21 protein-coding genes and 1 pseudogene are annotated in these 21117 nt (G+C 64.6%); 9 read left to right on the forward strand and 13 right to left on the reverse strand.

Going from position 1 to position 21117, the window contains the following annotated elements:
• Positions 1-60: 60 nt before the first annotated feature.
• The 7 genes from FJ967_RS24525 to FJ967_RS24555 all read right to left on the reverse strand — a co-directional run bounded on the left by FJ967_RS24525 (position 61) and on the right by FJ967_RS24555 (position 5497).
• On the reverse strand, positions 61-1512 hold the full coding sequence (locus FJ967_RS24525) for an amidase (protein ID WP_140734625.1): 1452 nt from the start codon (positions 1510-1512) through the stop codon (positions 61-63).
• Between the two features lies 1 nt (position 1513).
• A complete protein-coding gene (locus FJ967_RS24530; protein ID WP_140734627.1) occupies positions 1514-2419 on the reverse strand; it encodes a ribokinase in 906 nt (301 codons plus the stop codon).
• 148 nt (positions 2420-2567) lie between these two features.
• Positions 2568-3050: a hypothetical protein gene (locus tag FJ967_RS24535; protein ID WP_181176127.1), complete on the reverse strand. Its 483-nt coding sequence runs from the start codon at positions 3048-3050 to the stop codon at positions 2568-2570.
• Positions 3025-3546: a hypothetical protein gene (locus FJ967_RS24540; RefSeq protein WP_140734630.1), complete on the reverse strand. Its 522-nt coding sequence runs from the start codon at positions 3544-3546 to the stop codon at positions 3025-3027. The genes FJ967_RS24535 and FJ967_RS24540 overlap by 26 nt, the downstream gene beginning before the upstream one ends.
• Entirely contained in the window at positions 3513-3905 is a 393-nt protein-coding gene (locus FJ967_RS24545) for a hypothetical protein (RefSeq protein WP_140734632.1), read from the reverse strand. The genes FJ967_RS24540 and FJ967_RS24545 overlap by 34 nt, the downstream gene beginning before the upstream one ends.
• A 20-nt stretch (positions 3906-3925) precedes the next feature.
• Positions 3926-4396, reverse strand: a complete 471-nt coding sequence (locus FJ967_RS24550; RefSeq protein ID WP_140734634.1) for a hypothetical protein — start codon at positions 4394-4396, stop codon at positions 3926-3928.
• Positions 4397-4618: 222 nt separating this feature from the next.
• Complete coding sequence (locus FJ967_RS24555; RefSeq protein ID WP_140734636.1) at positions 4619-5497, reverse strand: bifunctional helix-turn-helix domain-containing protein/methylated-DNA--[protein]-cysteine S-methyltransferase; 879 nt, start codon at positions 5495-5497, stop codon at positions 4619-4621.
• Positions 5498-5613: 116 nt separating this feature from the next.
• On the opposite strand from FJ967_RS24555, the gene FJ967_RS24560 reads away from it, so the two are divergent.
• A complete protein-coding gene (locus tag FJ967_RS24560; protein ID WP_140734638.1) occupies positions 5614-6429 on the forward strand; it encodes a class I SAM-dependent methyltransferase in 816 nt (271 codons plus the stop codon).
• Between the two features lie 60 nt (positions 6430-6489).
• Here the strand turns inward: FJ967_RS24560 and FJ967_RS24565 are convergent, their stop codons facing one another.
• Complete coding sequence (locus FJ967_RS24565; protein ID WP_140734640.1) at positions 6490-6984, reverse strand: DUF2244 domain-containing protein; 495 nt, start codon at positions 6982-6984, stop codon at positions 6490-6492.
• Between the two features lie 22 nt (positions 6985-7006).
• On the opposite strand from FJ967_RS24565, the gene nth reads away from it, so the two are divergent.
• Entirely contained in the window at positions 7007-7819 is an 813-nt protein-coding gene (gene nth, locus FJ967_RS24570) for an endonuclease III (RefSeq protein WP_140734642.1), read from the forward strand.
• On the opposite strand, the gene FJ967_RS24575 is transcribed toward nth, so the two are convergent.
• On the reverse strand, positions 7807-8262 hold the full coding sequence (locus tag FJ967_RS24575; protein WP_140734643.1) for a DUF2214 family protein: 456 nt from the start codon (positions 8260-8262) through the stop codon (positions 7807-7809). The genes nth and FJ967_RS24575 overlap by 13 nt on opposite strands.
• 227 nt (positions 8263-8489) lie before the next feature.
• On the opposite strand from FJ967_RS24575, the gene FJ967_RS24580 reads away from it, so the two are divergent.
• A complete protein-coding gene (locus tag FJ967_RS24580) occupies positions 8490-9029 on the forward strand; it encodes a GNAT family N-acetyltransferase (RefSeq protein WP_140734645.1) in 540 nt (179 codons plus the stop codon).
• Between the two features lie 4 nt (positions 9030-9033).
• Here the strand turns inward: FJ967_RS24580 and FJ967_RS24585 are convergent, their stop codons facing one another.
• Both FJ967_RS24585 and FJ967_RS24590 read right to left on the reverse strand, forming a co-directional pair.
• On the reverse strand, positions 9034-11535 hold the full coding sequence (locus tag FJ967_RS24585; RefSeq protein ID WP_140734647.1) for an EAL domain-containing protein: 2502 nt from the start codon (positions 11533-11535) through the stop codon (positions 9034-9036).
• Between the two features lie 263 nt (positions 11536-11798).
• Entirely contained in the window at positions 11799-12569 is a 771-nt protein-coding gene (locus tag FJ967_RS24590) for an IclR family transcriptional regulator (protein WP_140734648.1), read from the reverse strand.
• A gap of 185 nt (positions 12570-12754) precedes the next feature.
• Here FJ967_RS24590 and FJ967_RS24595 point away from each other — a divergent pair, with 185 nt between their 5' ends.
• The 5 genes from FJ967_RS24595 to FJ967_RS24615 all read left to right on the forward strand — a co-directional run bounded on the left by FJ967_RS24595 (position 12755) and on the right by FJ967_RS24615 (position 17984).
• A complete protein-coding gene (locus FJ967_RS24595) occupies positions 12755-13732 on the forward strand; it encodes a tripartite tricarboxylate transporter substrate-binding protein (protein ID WP_140734650.1) in 978 nt (325 codons plus the stop codon).
• Between the two features lie 139 nt (positions 13733-13871).
• The gene (locus FJ967_RS24600; protein ID WP_140734652.1) at positions 13872-14408 is read left to right on the forward strand and encodes a tripartite tricarboxylate transporter TctB family protein; all 537 of its coding nucleotides are present in this window, start codon (positions 13872-13874) and stop codon (positions 14406-14408) included.
• A gap of 4 nt (positions 14409-14412) precedes the next feature.
• Positions 14413-15936 (forward strand): tripartite tricarboxylate transporter permease, encoded by a 1524-nt coding sequence (locus tag FJ967_RS24605; protein ID WP_140734654.1) that lies wholly within the window; start codon positions 14413-14415, stop codon positions 15934-15936.
• A gap of 15 nt (positions 15937-15951) precedes the next feature.
• Complete coding sequence (locus FJ967_RS24610; RefSeq protein WP_140734656.1) at positions 15952-17136, forward strand: CoA transferase; 1185 nt, start codon at positions 15952-15954, stop codon at positions 17134-17136.
• Positions 17133-17984: a citryl-CoA lyase gene (locus FJ967_RS24615; protein ID WP_140734658.1), complete on the forward strand. Its 852-nt coding sequence runs from the start codon at positions 17133-17135 to the stop codon at positions 17982-17984. Before FJ967_RS24610 ends, FJ967_RS24615 begins: the two co-directional genes overlap by 4 nt.
• Before the next feature lie 3 nt (positions 17985-17987).
• On the opposite strand, the gene FJ967_RS24620 is transcribed toward FJ967_RS24615, so the two are convergent.
• Both FJ967_RS24620 and FJ967_RS24625 read right to left on the reverse strand, forming a co-directional pair.
• Positions 17988-18464 (reverse strand): NUDIX hydrolase, encoded by a 477-nt coding sequence (locus tag FJ967_RS24620; RefSeq protein ID WP_140734659.1) that lies wholly within the window; start codon positions 18462-18464, stop codon positions 17988-17990.
• Between the two features lie 128 nt (positions 18465-18592).
• Positions 18593-18901, reverse strand: coding sequence for a hypothetical protein (locus FJ967_RS24625; protein ID WP_140734661.1), 309 nt, complete (start codon positions 18899-18901; stop codon positions 18593-18595).
• Between the two features lie 388 nt (positions 18902-19289).
• Here FJ967_RS24625 and FJ967_RS34025 point away from each other — a divergent pair.
• Positions 19290-21117: pseudogene (locus FJ967_RS34025) on the forward strand (autotransporter outer membrane beta-barrel domain-containing protein); the annotation flags it as partial.

Raw genomic sequence — 21117 nt, forward strand, 5'->3', positions numbered from 1 at the left:
TCAATGCATGCCGGCCATGACGATGCAAGCCGGCAAGCGCAATGGCGGGAGGCGTCCGGCTCAGGCGCCCACCGGCCATGGCAGCGTCGTCTCATAGGCGGCCGCGGCCTTCAGCACGGCGAGGTCGCCGCGTGGGCGGCCGATGAGCTGCATGCCCATCGGCCGGCCGCTGGCGTCGAAGCCGGCCGGCACATTGACGGCCGGGCAGCCGCCCAGGGTGGCGTAAGCCGAAACCTGCATCCAGCGGTGATAGCTGTCCATCGCCCGCCCGGCGACCTCGCGTGGCCAGTGGGTACCGGTGTCGAAGGGAAAGACCTGGGCGGTCGGCAGCGCGATGAGGTCGAAGCGGTCGAAGATCGACAGCAACGTCCGGTGCCAGGAAGTGCGGACGACCGAGGCGGCCCGAAACTGCGGCGCCGTCAGCCGCATCGCCTGTTCTACTTCCCAGATGGCTTCCGGCTTGAGCAGGTCGCGCTTCACCGGGTCGTCGTAATGGACCTTCAGAGCGCAGCCGCTGCTGGCCTGGCGCAACGTCACGAAGGCCTGCCAGAGTGCCTCGAAATCGAATTCCGGACGCAAGGGCTCGGTCTGGAAGGATATATCAGCGAACCGGCCGAGCGAGGCCTCGCACAGATCGAGGATCCCGGCTTCGATCGGCAGATGGCCGCCGAGATCGCCAAGCCAGGCGATGCGGCCGCCAGTCGCCGCTGTCGCCAAGCCTTCGAGGAACGAGCCCGGTTTCTCGTAGGAGAGGGGCGCTTGCGGGTGGTAACCCGCCTGCACGTCGAGCAGCAGCGCCATGTCGGCGACGCTGCGGCCCATCGGCCCCTCGACGCCCATCTGCGCATGGAAGACCTCGAAGTCGGGGCCGCCGGGCACGAGCCCCTGCGAGGGCCGAAAGCCGTAGACATTGTTCCACGCCGCCGGGTTGCGGAGCGAGCCGCCGAAATCGCTGCCGTCGGCGATCGGCACCATATCCAGCGCCAGCGCCACCGCCGCGCCGCCGCTCGAGCCGCCGGCGGTGAGCCCGGGGTCGAACGCGTTCAGCGTCGGTCCGAACACATTGTTGTAGGTGTTGGAGCCCAGCCCGAACTCAGGAACGTTGGTCTTGCCGATGATGATGGCGCCTGCCTTGCGGATGCGCTCGACGAAGAAGTCGTCTTCCTGCGGCACGAAGTCGGCGAAGATCGGCGAGCCGAACGAAGTTTTCAGGCCGGTGGTCGAGGCGAGATCCTTGATGGCGATCGGCAGGCCGAACAGCGGGCCGGTTTGCGCCCCCGACCGCAGCCCGGCATCGGCGGCGTCGGCCTCGCGCAGGATGTCGGCGCGGTCGCGCAAAGAGATGATGGCGTTGACCAGCGGGTTGACCGCTTCGATACGGTCGAGGAACGCCGTCACCACCTCTCGCACGGAGAGTTTCTCGCGGCGGATCGCGTCGGCGAGTTCGACAGCCGACAGGCGGCAGATGCCGCTGGCCGCGGGTACGGTGTGCTTGGTGCGCGGGCGCATCATCTTAACGGGCCCCTTGCACGGCCTTGTCGACATCCCCTGCCAATGGGATCGCCGGCTGGGCGCCGGACTTGAGGCAAGCCAGCGATCCGGCGGCACCGGCACGCGCGAGTGCCTGTTCGAGCGCGAGGCCCGAAGACAGGCCGGCAGCGAAATAGCCGCAGAATGTGTCTCCGGCGCCGACCGTGTCGACCGGCGTGATCTTCAACGCAGGAACTGTCAGGAAATCGTTCGGTGTCGCCGCCATCACGCCGTCGCCACCCAGTGTGACGACGATAGTACGGCCAGTTTTCGCGGCAAAGTCGCGCATGCGTGCCGCGCGGTCGCGGCCTTGCAGGGCAAGCGCCTCGCCATAGAGGTCGAATTCGGTCTCGTTGGCGACCGCATAGTCAGCCTTGGCGAGGAAGGCGGCCGCCTCGCCATGAAAGGGGGCGGTGTTGAGGACAGTGACCGCGCCGGCCGCCCTTGCCTGGTCGAGGGCGGCATCGACCGTCGCGAGCGGAATTTCATGCTGCAGCAGCACGACGTCGCCCTTTTTCAGAAAAGCCTTGGAGAGGTCGCCGGGCAGCACGGAAGCGTTGGCGCCGGGCACGACGGCGATGATGTTTTCGCCGTCGTCGCCGACCATGATCAGCGCGGTGCCGGTCGAGGCGAAGGTTTCCCCCACGCCCGAAAGATCGACCTTTGCCTCGCGCAGCAATGCCAGTGCCTCGGTGGCGAAATTGTCCTTGCCGACGGCGCCGACCATGCGCACCGGCGCGCCGGCCCGTGCGGCGGCCAGTGCCTGGTTGGCGCCCTTGCCGCCGGGCGCGGTGGCGAAGCCTGAGCCGCTTACCGTTTCACCAGGGCTCGGCAAGCGGTCTACCCTGGCGATAAGGTCGAGGTTGATCGAGCCGACAACGATAATCACGCAAGGCCTCCTGCCAATACAAACTCAAAGTGTTCGGGTGTCGCCTGGTGCATCCAGACAAATGCACTTCGTTCCGATCGCGCGGGAAGCTAACCTGTAAGGGCGCGGCTTGCCAGACCACGCCAATAGTCCAGCCGGTTTTGTTGGCCTATTCACAGCGCACGGTGACCGTGCCCTGATAATTGCCGGCAGGAAAGATACCGCTGGATTTGGTGGCGGTCAGATCGACCTGCATGGGGTGGGTGCCGTTGACAATCCTTTGCGGCACGCTGCCATTGTTGTCGACCCCCGAACCGTCGAGGCGGAAGACCGAAGCGAAGGTCACGTTGGTGCCGCCGCCGCTCGGCGCCGACGAGAATGCGGCAGGCGCCGGCGCTGAAACAGAATAACAGTCGAGCAGGTTAAGGAGCGAGCACAGCAGGGAGCTTGCCACCACGGTGGCGCTGGCGCTGGATCCGCCGGCCTGCTTCGACCCCAACACGCTGATGGCCGGATTCGGGGTCATCGTGCCCGACGCGCCGACCATGATCGTGCATGTGCCGATGATTGCCGTCTGCGCGGGCAGGCAAAAGCCGGCAAGCGTTGCCATCGCAAGCAGAACGCTGCTATTTCTTCTTCTTTCTCTTGCCATCGGCATTTCCGGTCCTGATGCTCCAGCCTTCGTTGGCCCATCCGGGTGACGCGGCCGTGGGTGGCGTGGGAGCGCTCGTGGCCATGCTCGCCGTCTGGCCGTCGGCACCGATGCCCATCTTGAGGAGTTTCAACTCCAGCTGCAGGCGCTCGACCTCGAGCTCGTAGAGGCGGCTGCAATCGAGGCGCTTGGGCGTGCGCCCGATCGGGATCACCACGCGGCCATAGGTGGCGACGTCGTTGTTGGACTGGTTGTTGCCTCTGATCACGCCGAGGTCGACATAGGCGCCGCTGCCCGATACGGCGGAGCGGCAGGTGGTCCCGTCCGAGGCGTGGACCTCGTCTTGCCCCTGCGGCAATGTCACGCCGGGCAGGTTGAAGCCGCTTTCATTCTGATTGAGGTTGTAGACGTCCTCGGCCACGACGGGGGAAATCCCGTTCGCCACCGCCACAAGCACGACCGTCAGAACTTGCGGTGCCCAAAAAACTTTCCGCATATCTGTGCCCTTATCTGCGTCTGTTGATTGGGAAAGGGGATGCTCTCGGTACAGATACGCACTTTACGCTCGGCGGCGCCGTCGAAGGGCACGACCACGAGGACGGGGCGGGAGGCCTGGGCAGCCAATTGGAACGTGCCCGGAGCGATCCTGGCATTCACGGGCTGAAAATCCTGATCGTAGACGTGGATCTCGACCTTGATCTTCTGGTCGTAAGGGTTGGCGGGGAATACGCGGACCGCGAAGACATCGGTGAAGCTGTTGACCTCGCCGCGCATCGGCGACATCGACTGTGCCTCGGCGGCAATGGTTGGCAGGCCGACAGCCAGAGCCGTGGCCAGGATTCGTGCATATTTCAAGGATACCTCCTTCGCGCGGCCTATTCGCAGCGCAGTGTGACCGTCGCCTGATAGTTTCCGGAGGCGAAGCGGTTGCTGCCGCCCTTGGTGCCGGCCAGGTGAACCGAGACCAGATCGGCGCCGGGGATGGTCAGGGCGGTGGCTGCCCCCGTCTCCGCGATCGTATGGGCGCCGCTGGTCGAGTAGGTCGGCGTCCAGGTGGTGGCCGTGCTGTCGGCGGCCGGCGCGGTGGTGGTGGTCACGGGATCGACGCTGAGTGAAACACCGCCAGTGGTGGTGAGCGTGACTGTTCCAGCCGAGCCGCCGCTGTTGTGCGAGCTCAACGATTGGAGATCGGGACTGACCGTCATCGTGCCGTTGGTGGCGACAACGAGCGTGCAGGTCGCGGTGACCGTGCCGTTGAAAATGACATTCTGTGTCGTGGCCATCGCGGCGTGATCCAGGCACGCAACCAGCAAGGCCGCACCGAAAGCGGTGCGAAACAACTTCATCGAAACCCTCCTATTAAGTCGGATTGCCCGAATTAACAGGGGTATGATCGTTCTATCATGGTTAATTTAGCGTAAACTTAAGTAATTCGCCGAAACAACATCAATGAACAAACCGACGGTTGTCCTCGGTTGTATCGAGAAACTTACTGAATAACTCGTGCTAATACTTATGAGAACGAACATTCATATTTTTACCCGATCGTATACTGGAAAATCGAGATTCTACGGTGAAATCTGCCCCGCTTCCCAGCCCAGTATGGCGCGTTTGCGGGTCAAGCCCCAGTGATAGCCGGTGAGGTCGCCTGATTTGCCGATGGCGCGATGGCAAGGCACCACGAAAGAGAGCGGGTTGGCGCCGTTGGCGGCGCCCACCGCGCGGCTGGCGCTCGGCGCGCCGATGCTGGCGGCGATCGAGGAATAGGTGCGGGCCTTGCCCATCGGTATCTGCAGCAGGGCTTCCCAGACGCGGACCTGGAAGTCGGTGCCGATCATGACGACGTGCAAGGGCTGGTCGGCGCGCCACAGCGTCGGATCGAAGATGCGCGCGGCGTAGGGGCCTGTCGTTTCCCTGTCCTCGACATAGTGGGCGTTGGGCCAGCGCCACGACATGTCGGCGAAGGCGGCGCGCTCCTCGCCGGCATCGCAGAAGGCGAGGCCGGCAAGCCCGCGGTCGGTGGCCATGATCAGGGCGGTGCCGAACGGGGATGGGTGGTAGCCGTAGCGGATGGTGAGGCCGGCGCCGCGCGTCTTGTAGTCGCCCGGCGACATCGCCTCATGGGTGACGAACAGGTCGTGCAACCGGCCGGGGCCGGACATGCCCAGTTCGAACGAGGTTTCGAGTAGCGGCATGCCGGAATCGAGCAGCCTGCGCGCATGGTCCAGCGTCACCGCCTGCAGGAATGCCTTGGGCGACAGGCCGGCCCAGCGGGTGAAGAGTTTCTGCAGGCCGGTCGGCGTCTCGCCGACCTCTTCGGCCAGTTCTTCCAGCGACGGCTGGTCGCGATAGTCGAGGCTGATCTTCTCGATGGCGCGGCGCACGATTTCGTAGTCGCTGCCCTCGGGCGTGATGTCCTTCTTGAGGATTGCCGTCTGTGTGCTCATGGAACCTGTCTCCTTGGCTGAAATATCGCCCCTTGGGGCGCCGATCGCCACCCGAAACTTGCCTTCTCGGCCCGCCTGCCCAGATAGAGCTGGGGATTCGAGCCCGGGAGCTGCCAATGGCTGGCGAAAAAGTGCGTCTGACGGGGGCAAGGGAGACCTTGCTGATGACCCTCTATGGCAAGGCACTGGAGAGCCGGATGCCGCATTCGCTGCTCGGGGATCATTTCGCCGACGAGGCGCTGCGCAAGATCGACTATGACTTCGCCAGGCTGAGGGTCGACGAAAATCTCGGCATCGGCCTGGCGATCCGGGCCAAGACCCTGGACGTCCGTGTCGAGGATTTTCTGGCCAGAAATCCTGGCGCCATCGTGCTGCATCTGGGCTGTGGGGTCGATACGCGCATCTTCCGTGTCGATCCGCCGCCAGGGGTGGACTGGTTCGATGTCGATTATCCCGAGGTCATCGAGCTCAGGCGCAAACTCTACCCTTCGCGCGACCACTATCATCTCGTGGCTTCGTCGGTGACCGAGCCTGCGTGGCTGGCAGCGGTGCCCCGCAATCGGCCGGCGATGGTGGTGGCGGAAGGATTGACGCCCTATCTCCCCGCCGACGAGGGGCTGCGCCTGCTTTCACGGCTGGCCTCGCATCTTGCCGGCGGCGAACTGATGTTCGACGCCTACAGCCGTTTCGGGCTGACGCTGCTCCGGTTCAATCCGACCATCAAGGCGACGGGCGCCGAGGTTCACTGGGCGATCGAAGATCCGCATGAACTGGAACGGGCGGTTCCGAAGCTGCGTTTCATCGAGGACATTTCCGCCTACAAGCCTGAACATGCCGCCCGCATGGGCTGGTCCGCCAAGCTGTTCGTTCGCCTTTGGAAACATGTTCCGGCGTTGCGCAAGGTCGGCCGGCTGCTGCGTTATCGCTTCTGAGACGGCCTGTCCTTGACACAATTGCGGAGGGCAAGCGCTCCACGATTTTCCTGGAATTGATCAGCGCGCCTTGGCGGTCGCCAGAGCGCGCGAGAAGGCGGTGGCAAAGCTCTCGCGGGACTCGGGGTCGAGGAAGCCGCCGATCGGGACGTTCTGGCCCTGTGCTTCCACGGTCATCCTGGTGATGCCGATCTCGGCGTGACGGGCGACCGAAAACCGTGCCCAGAACGGATTGAAGCGGTGCGCTTCCGATTGTCCCGAAGGGGCCGTCTTGCGAATGTCGAGGCTGGTGCGCGAGACCGATACTTCCTCGCGGGCTCGGGCGGCCCGATAATTGACGCGGAAGGCGATGTAGACGGCGACCACGTCGAGGCCGAAGAATCCGAACACCGGCCAGGCGCCGCGCGACAGGAAAAATGCGCCCGTCACCAGCCAGCCGAACATCAGCGCGCCCATCAAGATCAGGAAGCCCGTCCTGCCCAACGACCGGTGCGGTGTCAGCAAGGCGTGGAAGAAAGGCTCGTCGGCCTGAAACGAGGCGTTTGTGTCGCTCATGACAGGCTATTATAGGAGGGAAATGGCCAGCCCCAAGTCCAAAGATTCTTCCCTGCCTAAAAGTGAACCCTTGCTTGGGCGGCGCGACGGCTCGAACGCAAAACCACGTCCCAGACCGGCGCGGTCCAGGTCACGCTACAGCCCGGCGGAAGTGCGCGAGATATTCCGGCGCTTTTCGGTGCAGCGGCCGGAGCCGAAAGGCGAACTCGAACATGTCAACGCCTTCACGCTCTTGGTGGCGGTGGTGCTTTCGGCGCAAGCAACCGATGCCGGCGTCAACAAGGCGACGCGCGCGCTGTTCAAGATTGCCGATACGCCGAGCAAGATGCTGGCGCTGGGTGAGGCCGAAGTCGGCGACCATATCCGGACCATCGGGCTCTGGCGCAACAAGGCCAAGAACGTCATCGCCCTATCGCAGGCGCTGATCCGCGACCATGGCGGCGAGGTGCCCGATAACCGCGATGAACTGGTCAAGCTGCCGGGTGTCGGGCGCAAGACCGCCAATGTCGTGCTCAACATGGCCTTCGGCCAGCACACGATGGCGGTCGACACGCATATCTTGCGCATCGGCAACCGGCTCGGCCTGGCGCCCGGCAAGACCCCCGAACAGGTCGAGCAGGGGCTGCTGAAGATCATCCCGGATGAATATATGCGCCACGCGCATCACTGGCTGATCCTGCACGGCCGCTATGTCTGCAAGGCGCGCAAGCCGGATTGCCCGGCCTGCGTTATCGCCGATATCTGCAAGGCGGAGGTGAAGACGACCAGCATTCCGGCGCCGCTGGTGCCGATCGCTCCGCTCGAAACGGCGGTCGCCGAAGATCAGATACCGTAGCCGCGCGCCATCGCCGCGGCGAAGACCGGGATCAGCAGGAAGACGGCTCCCTCGGCGCGGACATAGGTCCTGACCGAAGCCAGTTCGGCCGCAGGCACGGCAAAGGCGGGATTGGTGCTGGCCTGCCTGTTCCAGGAGATGAACCGCACGGTCGGGATGATCGACAGCAGCCCGACGACGCCGAACGCCGCCATCTTGGCCCAGAACACCCAGTTGTAGACATAGAATTCCCAGCCCTTGAGCCCCCAGAAGACGCGGCCGATGCCGACGATGATGATGAGCGCGGCGATGATGCCATAGTGGCGGTCGATGCCGGCAAGCCGCTTGAGCGTCGCGGAGGGCAGGTCGCCGCGGATCAGCACGAATTCGGCGCCGATGATGCCGGCTAGCGAGAACACCAGCAAATGGTGGATGATGGCGAGCACGAGGTCGGTGGTGTCCATGCAGGTTTTCCCCGTATCAGCGGCGCCCGCCGGCGCCTCAAGATTTGACGTGCTGAATCAGTCCGCTTCGAAAATAACACCGCCGCGCAAGAATCCCATAGCGCGGCGCGGATGTCGTGAGGGCTGGCGGCCCTTGCGCTTCGTCCTGGATGACGGTCCCAGGTTCCCTGGCTCTTGCCCTGCGCCTGCGATTTGATAACCGCGGGCTGTAAAGCGAGGCAGATCCAATGAACACGACGCAAGCGACCACGGCTCCGGTCATGGAGACGCCGCGAACCATCCTGCGGGCACACAGGATCGGCGATTTCGATTCCTATGCGACGATGTGGGCCGACCCGGTCGTCACCCGCTTCATAGGCGGCAAGCCGCGCACGCGCGAGGAAAGCTGGATGCGGTTTTTGCGCCATGCCGGCCTCTGGTCGCTGCTCGGCTACGGGTTCTGGGCCATCGAGGAGAAGTCGACCGGCCGCTTTGTCGGCGAAGCCGGTTTTCACGATCTGAAGCGCGACATGCAGCCATCGATCGAAGGCATTCCTGAGGCGGGATGGGCGCTTGCGCCGGCCGTGCACGGGGCGGGCCTGGCCACCGAGGTCGTCGCCTGTGTCCTGGCATGGGGCGACGAGACGTTCGGGCGCGTCAGAACCGTCTGCATCATCGATCCCGAGAATACCGCCTCACTGAACGTCGCAACGAAATGCGGCTACCGGGAAGTGGTGCGCACCCTCTATCACGATGCTCTGACGATCCTGCTGGAGCGGCTGTCCTGAAGATCTAGCCGGCCTTGCGGCGCAGCTTGCCGGCCACGTCGGCCCACGGGTCCGCGACAGTCGGTGCTGCGGGGCCGGCTGTTTGGCACAGCAACACCGTCGAGGCGTCAAAAGGCTGCGGCCTGGCAATCCCATAGCCCTGGGCGTAGTCGACGCCGATCTTCTTCAAGGCGGTGGCGATGTCGTCGCTTTCGACGAACTCGGCAATGGTGCGCTTGCCCATGACCTTGCCGATATGGTGGATCATCTCGACCATGGCACGGTCGATGCGGTCGTCCAGCATGTCCTTGACGAAGCCGCCGTCGATCTTGAGGTAGTCGACCGGCAGGTGCTTCAGATAGGCGAAGGACGACATGCCGGAGCCGAAATCGTCGAGTGCGAATCGGCAGCCCAGGCCGCGCAGGTCGGCGATGAAGCGCATGGCGCTGGTGAGATTGGCGATGGCGCTGGTTTCGGTAATCTCCAGGCAGATCATGGCCGGCGAAATGCCATGGACGAGGAACTGCTCGCGCAGGAAGCCGAGAAATGTCTCGTCGCCGAACGTCGCTCCGGAAAGGTTTATGGCGCATGTGGCGATCGGCGCCATGCGCCGGTCGGCTTGCCGCGCGGCCAGGGTGCGGAACGTATTGCGCACCACCCAACGGTCGATCGACGGCATCAGGCCGTAGCGTTCGGCGGCCGGAATGAAGCTCTGCGGGGTGACGAAGCCGCCATCCTCGTCGGTCAACCGCAGCAGGATCTCGATATGCGCTCCCGCCTCGGCGACGTCATCGCCAAGCGGCCGGATCTCCTGGGCATGCAGCCTGAAGCGATTGTCCTCGAGCGCGGCGTGGAGGCGTTGCACCCAGGCCATCTCGCCGAAGCGCTCGCGCAGGTCCATGTCGCCGTCGCTGTGGATCTGGACGCGATTGCGGCCTTTCTCCTTGGCCATGTAACAGGCAACATCGGCGGCGCGCAGCGCCTCCTCGATCGTCATATGTGCATTGGCGATCTGCACCATGCCGATACTGACGCTGGTGTTGAAGGGCCTGCCATCCCAGGCAAAATGCATATCCTGCACGGCCGCGCGCAGCCGTTCGGCGATGTCGGCGGCATTGTCTGGCTCGCAATCGATCAGCAGCACGCCGAACTCGTCGCCGCCCAAGCGGGCCAGCACGTCGCCCGGCCGCAATTCGCCGGCCAGCAGCGCCGAAATCCGGCGCAGCAGCTCGTCGCCCGCGGCATGGCCGCAGGTATCGTTGACCAGCTTGAACTGGTCGAGATCGAGATACATCAGGGCATGCTGCCGGGCTTGCCCCTGCAATTCGATGATCATCCGCTCCAGCCGGCTCTCGAAATCACGCCGGTTGGCAAGCCCGGTCAGCGCATCGTGCGAGGCTTGCCATGAAAGCCGCTCGATATAGTCCTCCTCCCGCGTCATGTCGTGGAAGGCGAGCACCGCGCCGACGACCTCACCTGCAACGAGCAGCGGCGCGCCGGTCAGCGCGACCGGGACGACGGAGCCATCCGGCCGCTGCAGCAGTTGCGGGCGGGCGCTGGAACGGCGTGGCTCGCCGGCCAGGAGGCGTTCGATCAAGCGCGGCTCTTCAACGCTGGTGTCCTTGTCCACCAGGCGAAACAGCGACGGCAGCGGCTTGCCCTTGGCCAGGCCGAACGGGCAGGCCAGCAATTTCTCGGCGACCGCGTTCATGTAGTCCAGGCGCCCGTCGGGGCCGGTGCTGACCACCGCCTGGCCGATAGAGGCCAGCGTGATCTGGGCGCGCTCGCGCTCGGCATTGAGCGCCATCTGGAAGGCCTGGCGCTGCGCCAGGAGTTTGCGGGTGCGCCAGACGGCGAGCAAGATCAGCAGGGCGGCGGTGACGAGATTGGCTGATGTGAGCAGCATCTTGATGAAGCGCGACCCTTCCCCGAGACTGTCCGAGAAGGCCTTGGAAAGCGGGCTGATCTGGCGGTCGAGCTGGCGGATCTCGGTTTTCCAGGCGTCGGTCTCGGCCGAGGATGCCGGGCCGTTGCCCAGCTTGTCATGCATCGTGTCGCCGAGCTGCTGTATGGCCAGGATCATGGTATCGGCCGCCGTCCAGTGCCGAATGGCTGCGTCGAGATAGCTGAAGCTGCGGAAGTTCTGGAACAGCCAGATCAGCCCGTCGACGTCGTCCGGATGGTTTCTGCCCTGCAGAAAGCCGGCCCGGGCGGCCTGAGTGTCGGGTTCGGGTTGATCGAGGGCGAGCCGGGCCGACCGATCGGCCAGTGGAACGGCGATCGCCTTACGATATTCGTCGAAGAATTCCTTATTGCCGGTATCGGCATAAAGGCTGAGGAAATAGATGGCGTGCTTTTGCCCCTTCGACCACTGGCTTTCGCCGCCGACATAGGCGCGGACCGCCGAGAGCGTATAGAGGCTCAGGCTGGCCACCAGGGCCTGAACGAGGACCACGGCGATAAACGGCCACACAAGCCCGAGAAGACGGGGGCTTGTGCCCATCGACGACAGCTTCATCGAATTCATGGACGTGCCATGATCCTGTCAGCGCGCCTGTCCGGCTGTTTCATCCGCCGGTTGAGACGATGTTGTTCCCTCATGTCGCTCGCATGGCGACTGCAATCCGGTTATCACGAGGGGCTTAACAGTAAATAAATAGCTCCGTTTTCGCAGAGGCATTTTCTTGCCGTGAAAGACCGAATATTACGCAGCGGCAAGTAATGACCGCAAGTTGAATCGGTTTGTATTCAAAATCCAACGGTTGTTTTCCCGGAGTCGTAAACGGGAAGCTAGGGCAGAACCTCCGCGGCGAGAATTGCCTGATCCAGCATGGAGGCATCCTCGCCGAAGGCGCGGGTGGCGCGGGCCGCGGCCTCGAGCAATGGGCGCTTCATGCCCTGAAGGAAGGCCGCGTCGACGCGCGTGCTTGGACCAGCCAGCGTCAACGCGCCGAGCAGGACGCGTCCCGGTCCGAAGACCGGCGCCGACACGCCTGCCGTCTCCGGGTCGCGATCGCCCACGGCGAGGCAAGTGCAGGTCTTGCGGATCGTTTCGTAGGGCTCGCCCGGCTGGCCGGAAAAAGCCGCCAGCACGCGTCCGCCCGAGCCGGCCAGCAGGGGCAATACGTCGCCCTCGCGGATCGTGTAGCGGATCGGATGTTTGGATTCGACGCGGTAGAGGCAAGTTCGGACGTCGCCCGAGCGGACGTAGAAGGCAACGCTTTCCCAGCTCTTCTCGGAAAGATCGCGCATGATCGGCAGCAGGATGTCGACCGCGACGACCGAGCGCTGGTAGAGCGCGCCCAGCCTGAAGGCAGCCGGCCCGACGCGGTAGCGCCCGTCGTCCAGGCGCGCGAGCAATTGTCCGCGCAGCAGCGAATTGGCAAGCCGCAGGATCGTGCTTTTGTAAAGACCGGTGCGTGTCGCGATTTCAGCCAGGCTGAGCGAGCGGTCGGCCGTGGTGAAGGCATCGAGGATGGCGATCGCCCGGTCCAGTGCGGCGACACCTTCGGCGGATGTCCGCCGGTTTGTCGCATCGCTCGATTTGCCCGGTAAGTCCATTGCGGTTCCCAGTTCGGAAAAACCCGATCGGAGCCACTCTGTCGCGCCGCTTTATCGTTCTGTCCAGCAGAATTTCGTTCCCGTTGACAGAACTCCGCAAAATCTGCTTGAACTCGATCACGGGTCTGTGATCAGGCGCGTTTTTGGCGGGCACCGGAGGAGGTGTCGTGATCTGGAGGAATCCCATGCTGAACAGACGCAGATTTTTGATGAGCACGGCCGCCGCTGGCGCTGCCGGCCTCACAGGACTTAATCTCACGCCCGCCTTCGCGGAAGGCGCTCCGCAGATACAGGTCTTCGTACCGGCGGCGCCTGGTGGCGGCTGGGACCAGACGGCGCGCACGATGGATCAGGTGCTGCGGTCAGAGAAGCTGATCTCCGGCTCGCAGATCACCAATGTCGGCGGCGCCGGCGGCACCGTGGGTCTGCCGCAGTTCATCAGCCAGTGGAACGGCAAGGGCAATTCGCTGATGGTCGCCGGCATGGTGATGGTGGGTGCCATCATCGCCAACAAGGCGGCCAACAATCTGACCCAGGTTACTCCGATCGCCCGTCTCACCGGTGAGTTCGAAGCGCTGGTGGTGCCGGCGGATTCGCCGTTCAAGACGGCCGCGGATTTCGTCGCGGCGCTCAAGGCCGATCCGACGAAGGTTCCCGTCGCGGGCGGCTCCGCCGGGGGCTCCGACCACATCCTGTTCGGCCTGATCGCCAAGACGGTCGGCGTGCCTGCTCCGAGCCTCTCCTATGTTCCCTTCGCCGGCGGCGGCGAGGCCCTGTCGGCGTTGCTGGGCAACCAGGTGGCGGCCGGCATCTCCGGCTTCGGCGAGTTTTCCGAACAGGTGAAGGCCGGTGCGCTGAGGCTGCTCGCCATTTCGGCTGACAAGCGTCAGGACGGCATCGACGCGCCGACGCTCAAGGAAGCCGGCATCGATGTGGAACTGTTCAACTGGCGCGGCGTCTTCGCGCCCCCCGGCGTATCCGACGCCGACAAGGCGGCGATGATCGCGCTGGTCGAGACCATGGCCAAGAGTGATGCCTGGGCCGCGGAATGCAAGAACCGCAACTGGACGCCCATCCTGCTCACCGGTGACGATTATGCGAAATTCGTCACCGAGGATTCGGCGCGCATCGAGGCCATCCTCAAGGATCTGGGCCTCGCCTGATTTTCCCCAAGGGGGCGGCTCGAGCCGCCCCCTTATTCCAGCCGGCCGCAGGAGAGGCGATCGGTCCACAGATGAAGGTGCGGCGAAGGCTGCTGATGGATGTCGGCCGCCTTGGCCAGCCATAACGGGGAGGACGTTCATGAGCACCACCAACCAGCAGGCCGCGCCGCCACGCCTTGCCGTACCCGAACTGTTGATCGGCATTGGTCTTCTGGCCTGCGCCGGAGCCGTCGCATGGCAGACGCTGGCGATCCCGGTATCGCCGCTCTATTCCAAGGTCGGCCCGACCGTCTTTCCCTATCTGACCATGGCTGGCCTGATCGTGCTTTCCCTGCTGCTCATCCTGGCAGCATTGCGCGGCGGCTGGCAGCCGGAGGAGGAAAAGGAAACGCCGACCGACTGGAAGGCCCTTGGCTTCGTCGTCATCGGCCTCTTGGCCAATCTGCTGCTCATCCAGCCGCTCGGCTTCACGGCGGCATCGGTCATCATGTTCGTTCTCGTCTGCTACGGCTTCGGCAGCAGGCACACGCTGCGCGACGTGTTTACCGGCCTGGTCCTGGCGCTGGCGGCTTATTTCGGTTTTGCCAAGGCGCTGGGTGTCAACATCGGTGCCGGTTTTGTCGAGAACCAGTTGAACACGGTGATCGACGCCTTCTCCACAACGCTGGGAGGCTGAGACCATGGAAACCCTCGGCCATCTCGCGCATGGTTTTGCGGTCGCGTTCTCACCGACCAATCTGTTGTGGTGCCTGCTCGGCACCACGCTCGGCACGGCCATCGGCGTGCTGCCCGGCCTTGGGCCGGCGCTGACCATCGCGCTCCTCCTGCCGATCACTTACCAGGTGGCGCCGGAGGCGTCCTTCATCCTGTTCGCCGGCATTTATTACGGCGCCATGTATGGCGGCTCGACGACGTCGATCCTGCTCAACACGCCGGGCGAGAGCGCAACCATCGTGACCGCGCTGGAGGGCAACAAGATGGCCCGGTCCGGCCGCGGGGGTGCGGCGCTCGCCACCTCGGCGATCGGCTCCTTCGTCGCCGGCACCATCGGCACCCTGGGCGTCGCCTTCCTCGCGCCCGTGGTGGTCAAGTTCGCGCTGGCCTTCGGCCCGGCGGAGTATTTCTCGCTGATGGTGCTTGCCTTCATCACGGTTTCGGCGGTGCTTGGCTCGTCATCGGTCCGAGGTCTGACCAGCCTGTTTGCCGGCTTCGTAATCGGCATGATCGGCGTCGATCTGCAGACGGGCCAGCCGCGCTTCACTTTCGGCATGACCGAATTGCTCGACGGCGTCGACGTCATCATCGCAGCCGTCGGCCTGTTCGCCGTCGGCGAGACGCTCTACATGGCCTCGCGCCGCTATGCCGGCAAGGACGAGATCGTGCCGCTGAGGGGGTCGCTCTACATGACGGCGGCCGAATGGGGCCGCTCCTGGAAGGCCTGGCTGCGGGGCGCGGCGATCGGCTTTCCGATCGGCGCCATGCCGGCCGGCGGCGCCGAAATCCCGACCTTTCTGTCCTATGCCATCGAAAAGAAGCTGTCGAAGCACAAGGAGGAGTTCGGCACGGTTGGCGCCATCGAAGGGGTTGCCGGCCCGGAGGCCGCCAACAATGCGTCGGCCGCCGGTGTGCTGGTGCCGATGCTGACGCTTGGCTTGCCGACCTCGGCGACGGCGGCGATCATGCTGTCGGCCTTCCAGAGCTACGGCATCAATCCCGGCCCGCTGCTCCTGACGACGCAGGCCAATCTGGTATGGGGCCTGATCGCCAGCCTGTTCATCGCCAACGTCATCCTGGTCATTCTCAACCTGCCCCTGATCGGTTTGTGGGTGCGGCTCTTGAAAATTCCAGCGCCGCAGCTTTATGCCGGGATTCTGGTGTTCGCCACTGTCGGCACCTACGGCATTTCGCAGTCGCCGATCGATCTCGTCATCCTCTATCTCCTGGGGGCGGCGGGCTTCCTGATGCGGCGCTTCGATTTTCCGACCGCGCCCGTCATCATCGGCATGATCCTGGGGCCGCTCGCCGAAACCCAGTTCCGCCGGGCGATGACCATCTCGAACGGCGACTGGTCGGTGTTCTATAAGCATCCGCTGTCGCTGACCCTGCTGACGCTCGCCTTCATCGGCCTGGTCGGCCCGCATATCTGGGCCTTCATCGAGCATCGCCGGCGGCGCGGGCCCGAACATGTGCCAGGCGATGCCTGAGCGATTTGAGACGATATGACCGACCTGCTTTCCGGTATTCGCGTCCTCGACCTCACCAATGTGCTCGCCGGGCCTTACTGCGCCTATCAGCTGGCCTTGCTGGGGGCCGACGTGATCAAGGTCGAGGCGCCGAGGGGTGGCGACCTGGCACGCCAGCTCGGCGGCTCGCCCAAGCTCAACGGCGCCGGCATGGGCGCGTCGTTCCTGGCCCAGAACGCCGGCAAACGATCGGTCATGCTCGACCTCAAGCAGGAGACGGACCGCGAGCGCTTTCTCGATCTGGTCGCCAGCGCAGATGCCTTGGTCGAGAACTTTCGTCCCGGCGTGATGGATCGGCTCGGCCTCGGTTACATCAAGCTCAAGGCGGTGCGGCCCGGCCTCGTCTATTGCGCGATATCGGGCTTCGGCCAGAGCGGGCCGATGCGCGACAATCCCGCCTATGACCAGATCATCCAGGGCCTTTCCGGGATCATGAGCATCACCGGAACGCCGGAAACGGCGCCGTTGCGCGTCGGCTATCCCGTTGCCGACACGCTGGGTGGCCTGGTCGGGGCGTTTTCCATCGCGGCGGCGCTGGTCAAGCAGAAAGCATCGGGCGAGGGGGCGTTTCTCGACGTGTCGATGCTCGAATGCACGCTTTCCGCGCTTGGCTGGCCCGTCTCCAACTATCTGACGGCAGGGGTCGACCCCAAGCCGATGGGCAACGAGAACATGACGGCGGCGCCTTCCGGCGCGTTCCGCACCGGCGACGGGCTGCTCAACATCGCCGCCAACAAGCAGGAGCAGTTCGTGACGCTGTGCCGGCTCATCGGACGGGAGGACCTGTCGGCGGATCCGCGCTTTGCCGAGCGCGAGACGCGCAAGAAGAACCGCGCGGCGCTGAAGGTCGAAATCGAGGAGGCGCTGGCGAGCGCTCCCGCCGCGGCGTGGGAGAAGACGCTCAATCGAGCCGGCGTGCCGGCGGGCAGGGTCCTGACGATCCCGCAGGTGCTGGCTGAACCGCAAGTGCTCGAACGCCAGGTGACGGCTCGCTTCGAGGACGTGGCCGGCATGGACGGACCGCTCACCGTTCTGCGCGGCGGATTCATGGTCGACGGCGCCGCGCCGCTGCCGACGCGGCCACCGCCGGTGCTGGGCGAACATATGGAGGAAGTGTTCGCCGACCTGCCGCCGCGCGCCAAGGCAAAGGCCAGGGCATGAGCGACGCGGAGAAGAGAACCGGCCGCGAGCGCGGCGAGGAATGGTGGCGCACCGGCATCATCGAGATGAGCCCCGGCATGATCCGGCTGCGCGGCTACGAAATCCAGGATCTGATCGGTCGCGTCAGCTTCCCCGCGATGATCTGGCTGATGCTGCGTGGCGAGCTGCCCAGCGAGGACCAGGCCGCACTGCTCGGTATCGCGCTGGGCGCGGCCGTCGATCACGGGCCGCAGGCGCCGTCGATCGCCATTGCCCGCATGGCGGCAACCTGTGGTGTCGGCATCAACAGCGCCATGGCTTCGGCCATCAACGTGCTTGGCGACGTGCATGGCGGCGCGGGCGAGCAGGCGCTGTCTTTCTATGGCGAGATTGCGGTGGCGCTCGACGGTGGCATGAGCCTCGGTGAAGCGGTCTCGACAAGGCTCGACCGGTTCTTCGCCGAAGAGAAGGGCTATGTGCCGGGCCTCGGCCATCGTTTCCATCCGGTCGATCCGCGCGCCCCGCGCCTGCTCGAACTGACCCGCGATTTTGCCGCGCGGGGTGTCGTCAATGGACGGTTCGCCGACATCGCCGAGGCCGTCGAGGTGGAGGTGGCGCGGCGCAAGGGCAAGAAAATCCCGCTCAACATCGATGGCGCCACCGCCGTCATCTACGGCGAACTCGGTTTTCCCCCACCCCTGACGCGCGGGCTCTTCGTGCTGTCGCGTTCCGTCGGCATACTGGCGCATGCCTGGGAACAGTCCCAGCAGACCGAGCGGAACAAGGGGCCGCTGCCGCGCGAATGGCTCTGGGCCTATGGCGGCCCGCCGGCGCGGCCGTTTCCCGAAGACGATGGTACGGGCAACTGAGGCCTATGCCTGCCCGACAGGCGCGGGTTCCGGCAGCTTCAGGGTCTTCACCAGCGTCGAGAGGTCGGGCTCGTCGATGAGCATCGCGGCATCGGCCGGCGCCAGCCATGCCCGCTGCCGCCGCTTGGCTTCCTGCCAGTCGGCAAGCTCCTGCGTCACTTCGAGCAGATAAACGACGACGTCGACGCGGACAAAGCGGCTGGCCAGCCGTTTCCAATAGGAATAGTTGCCTGCCGGCTGTTTGAGCGTCTTGCCGAGCACGCCAGCTTCCTCCTGCGCCTCGATGGTCGCGGCCTTGCGTCCGCTCTTGCCCTTCATCGGCCAGCCCTTGGGTACGATGAAACGCCTCGTCGTCCTCGACGTGACCAGCATCACCTCGATATCGCCGCGCGGGTCCAGCCGAAAGGGAATAGCCGCCACCTGGCGGATTCTTTCGCCTTTCATGGCCTTGCGCACGGCCTTTTTCTTGGTTGCGGTCATTGGCGAAAATCCAGTCGGTGCAATGCCCCTTAGCGTGATGCGGCGCCTTTGCAAAACGCAAACTGCCGCAGGGATACCCAAAGGCCCCTATCATGTAAGTCGGCTAAATAAAAGCGGAACTGCGCCGGTCAGCGGCAGGTGCTTACGGCAGTGCTTCCGATTATCTGAGTCTGGCAGCTCGGCCTGACCTGCGGAACGACAGGCGGCGGCTGTTGGACGATGACGCGATCCTGCGCCCGGTACTGCTGTTGCTGCTGTTGAAATTGCTGGCGTTGAACCCGGTTCTGCAAGGCCTGCAGATCGTTCTGCTGCACGAATGCGTTGTTTCGGGTAGTCGGAATGAGCACCTGTGCGGCAACCGGCGATGCGAGGTCGACCGAAGCCGCCCCGGCCAGCACAGCCAACACCAGAATCATCGATGAACGAGGCCCGTACATCAGCCCATTCCTGCAAAAAAGAACCCAATCACCTCCGCTATATAGGGCGTTTGTCCCGATATGCCATGGCAGGAACGTCGATCGCTCTACGTAACCGCGCCCGTGTACTGATGCAGTCACGCGGCCCGACCGCAGATTGCCGTCATATGACGACTATGAATAGCAAGCGGGTTTGGTCAGTGTCCCTTACGTAAGTTTTCGGTTCCTTCTGCTGTAAGTTAATGTATCCTAATTGAGTCAGCGCTCCATAAGTGGGACTGCGGGTTGCTGACCTCGATGCATTGAACCTTATTGCAGAATGCCAGCATTTTATTGCGTGGACTGACCACGGCGGGGGTGCCTGACTCGAGGAGGGATTGGGAGCGCCTGCCTAACGGGGGGTAAGTGCATGGCTTTGTTTTCAAAGCGCTCTTTCGAGCGCGAGGATTTCGACGGCGAAGCGGCCGAGCGCCGCTCCGGGACGTCGATTTTGGTGGGAAGCCAACTCCCCCCGGCTGTCGAATCCTTCACGCCCGGAAACCCCCGTCTGGCGGTTATGGCAGCGCGGCTGACCTTGCTGCTGGGCGCCACCGCACTGAGCAGCCTTGTCCTTCTGCACACCAGTCCGGTCCACGCGCAGGTCGTCATCAACAATGATGGTGCACCTGGAGACAACGGCGCCAATGTCATCGGCGATGCCGATGCCGATGACGGCCATCCCCCGACCGGACCGGTCAATCACACCAACAATGATCCGCAATCGAGCGTCGGCAGTGCTTTCGTCGGCAGCGCCGTTGGCGGCAAGGGCGGCGATGGCGGTTCTACCGTCGAGCCGACCATTGTTCCGCCGTTTTTCGAGGTCGATGGCGGCGACGGCGGCAACGGCGCCAAGGGTGGCGTCGTCGACATCACGAATACGGCCCAGTTGCAGACCTCCGGCGGTTCCGCCAGCGGCATGGTTGCGAATGCAAGCGGCGGCAATGGCGGCAATGGCGGCTTCGCCTTCCACCTGCTTTTGATCGACGGCGGCACCGGTGGCAGGGGCGGAGACGGCGGGACCGCCACCGTCACGACGACATCGACCAGCAACATCACAACAACGGCAAACCTGGCGAATGGCATTACAGTCAATGCCAGTGGCGGCAATGGCGGCAATGGCGGCACCGCGGTCGGCGGCATCGGATCCGGTAATGGCGGTGACGGCGGGTCGGGCGGCAATGGCGGCACAGCGTCGGCTGACAATGCAGGCGACATCCATACGCAGGGTAGTTTCGCGAAAGGTATCCTGGTTCGCTCGGCTGGCGGTTCCGGCGGTGACGGAGCGCAGGGAACCGGACTTATCAATGGTGGCGGCGGCAATGGCGGTGTCCCGACCGTCGGCGGCACAGCGGATGGCACGAATTCCGGCAACATCACCACGCTGGGCGACTTCGCCAGCGGCATGGTTGTCCAGTCGGTCGGCGGCGGTGGTGGCGACGGCGGCGGGGCTTTCGGCTTTTTCGGCGGCGGCGGTTCGGGCCAGGACGGCAACAATGGCAATACAGCCACCGGCACCAACACCGGTTCCATCACCACCAATGGTGTCGGCGCCATTGGCATGCTGGTCGAATCGGTTGGCGGCGGCGGCGGTGACGGCGGCGGCGCTATCGGATCGATCGCCCTTGGCGGCTCCGGCGGCGGTGGTGGCAAAGGCGGCAGTGTCTTCGGCAATCTCGGCGGCTCTATCAAGACCGGCGCCGACGGCAGCGGCGACGGCGCGATCGGCATCGTCATCCAGTCGATCGGCGGCGGCGGCGGCAATGGCGGTTTCGCCATCGCCGGCGGTCCAGTCGTCGCAGTCGGCGTCGGTGGTTCCGGCGGCGCGGCCAGCAATGGTGGCGATGTCAATGTCCAGCAAGCCGCCGGCGGTCCAACGGTCGAGACCAGTGGAACCTCGGCCATCGGCATACTGACGCAATCGGTGGGCGGCGGCGGCGGCAATGGCGGCGGCAGCTACACCGTCAGCGGCGCGGTTTCGGCCTCGATCGGCGGCAAGGGCGGCGCGGGCGGCGCCGGTGGCAACGTCATCTACAATGTCGGCACCTCGCATGTGACGACACATGGCACCGATTCGACCGGTATCCTGACCCAGTCGGTCGGCGGCGGCGGCGGCAATGGCGGCTTTGCACTGTCGAACACCGCGATTGATTCGGTCGCTGTCGGTGGCGAAGGCGGACCGGGCGGCAAGGGCGGCACGG

The sequence above is a fragment of the Mesorhizobium sp. B2-3-4 genome (assembly GCF_006442315.1).
GTDB lineage: Bacteria > Pseudomonadota > Alphaproteobacteria > Rhizobiales > Rhizobiaceae > Mesorhizobium.

Coding starts and splice junctions, on each gene's coding strand:
- FJ967_RS24590 (WP_140734648.1), bottom strand. CDS start 12,569: ATGGACTTACCGGGCAAATCGAGCGATGCGACAAACCGGCGGACATCC.
- FJ967_RS24525 (WP_140734625.1), bottom strand. CDS start 1,512: ATGATGCGCCCGCGCACCAAGCACACCGTACCCGCGGCCAGCGGCATC.
- FJ967_RS24600 (WP_140734652.1), top strand. CDS start 13,872: ATGAGCACCACCAACCAGCAGGCCGCGCCGCCACGCCTTGCCGTACCC.
- FJ967_RS24595 (WP_140734650.1), top strand. CDS start 12,755: ATGCTGAACAGACGCAGATTTTTGATGAGCACGGCCGCCGCTGGCGCT.
- FJ967_RS24605 (WP_140734654.1), top strand. CDS start 14,413: ATGGAAACCCTCGGCCATCTCGCGCATGGTTTTGCGGTCGCGTTCTCA.
- FJ967_RS24610 (WP_140734656.1), top strand. CDS start 15,952: ATGACCGACCTGCTTTCCGGTATTCGCGTCCTCGACCTCACCAATGTG.
- nth (WP_140734642.1), top strand. CDS start 7,007: ATGGCCAGCCCCAAGTCCAAAGATTCTTCCCTGCCTAAAAGTGAACCC.
- FJ967_RS24535 (WP_181176127.1), bottom strand. CDS start 3,050: ATGGCAAGAGAAAGAAGAAGAAATAGCAGCGTTCTGCTTGCGATGGCA.
- FJ967_RS24540 (WP_140734630.1), bottom strand. CDS start 3,546: ATGCGGAAAGTTTTTTGGGCACCGCAAGTTCTGACGGTCGTGCTTGTG.
- FJ967_RS24585 (WP_140734647.1), bottom strand. CDS start 11,535: ATGAATTCGATGAAGCTGTCGTCGATGGGCACAAGCCCCCGTCTTCTC.
- FJ967_RS24575 (WP_140734643.1), bottom strand. CDS start 8,262: ATGGACACCACCGACCTCGTGCTCGCCATCATCCACCATTTGCTGGTG.
- FJ967_RS24555 (WP_140734636.1), bottom strand. CDS start 5,497: ATGAGCACACAGACGGCAATCCTCAAGAAGGACATCACGCCCGAGGGC.
- FJ967_RS24565 (WP_140734640.1), bottom strand. CDS start 6,984: ATGAGCGACACAAACGCCTCGTTTCAGGCCGACGAGCCTTTCTTCCAC.
- FJ967_RS24615 (WP_140734658.1), top strand. CDS start 17,133: ATGAGCGACGCGGAGAAGAGAACCGGCCGCGAGCGCGGCGAGGAATGG.
- FJ967_RS24560 (WP_140734638.1), top strand. CDS start 5,614: ATGGCTGGCGAAAAAGTGCGTCTGACGGGGGCAAGGGAGACCTTGCTG.
- FJ967_RS24625 (WP_140734661.1), bottom strand. CDS start 18,901: ATGTACGGGCCTCGTTCATCGATGATTCTGGTGTTGGCTGTGCTGGCC.
- FJ967_RS24550 (WP_140734634.1), bottom strand. CDS start 4,396: ATGAAGTTGTTTCGCACCGCTTTCGGTGCGGCCTTGCTGGTTGCGTGC.
- FJ967_RS24580 (WP_140734645.1), top strand. CDS start 8,490: ATGAACACGACGCAAGCGACCACGGCTCCGGTCATGGAGACGCCGCGA.
- FJ967_RS24620 (WP_140734659.1), bottom strand. CDS start 18,464: ATGACCGCAACCAAGAAAAAGGCCGTGCGCAAGGCCATGAAAGGCGAA.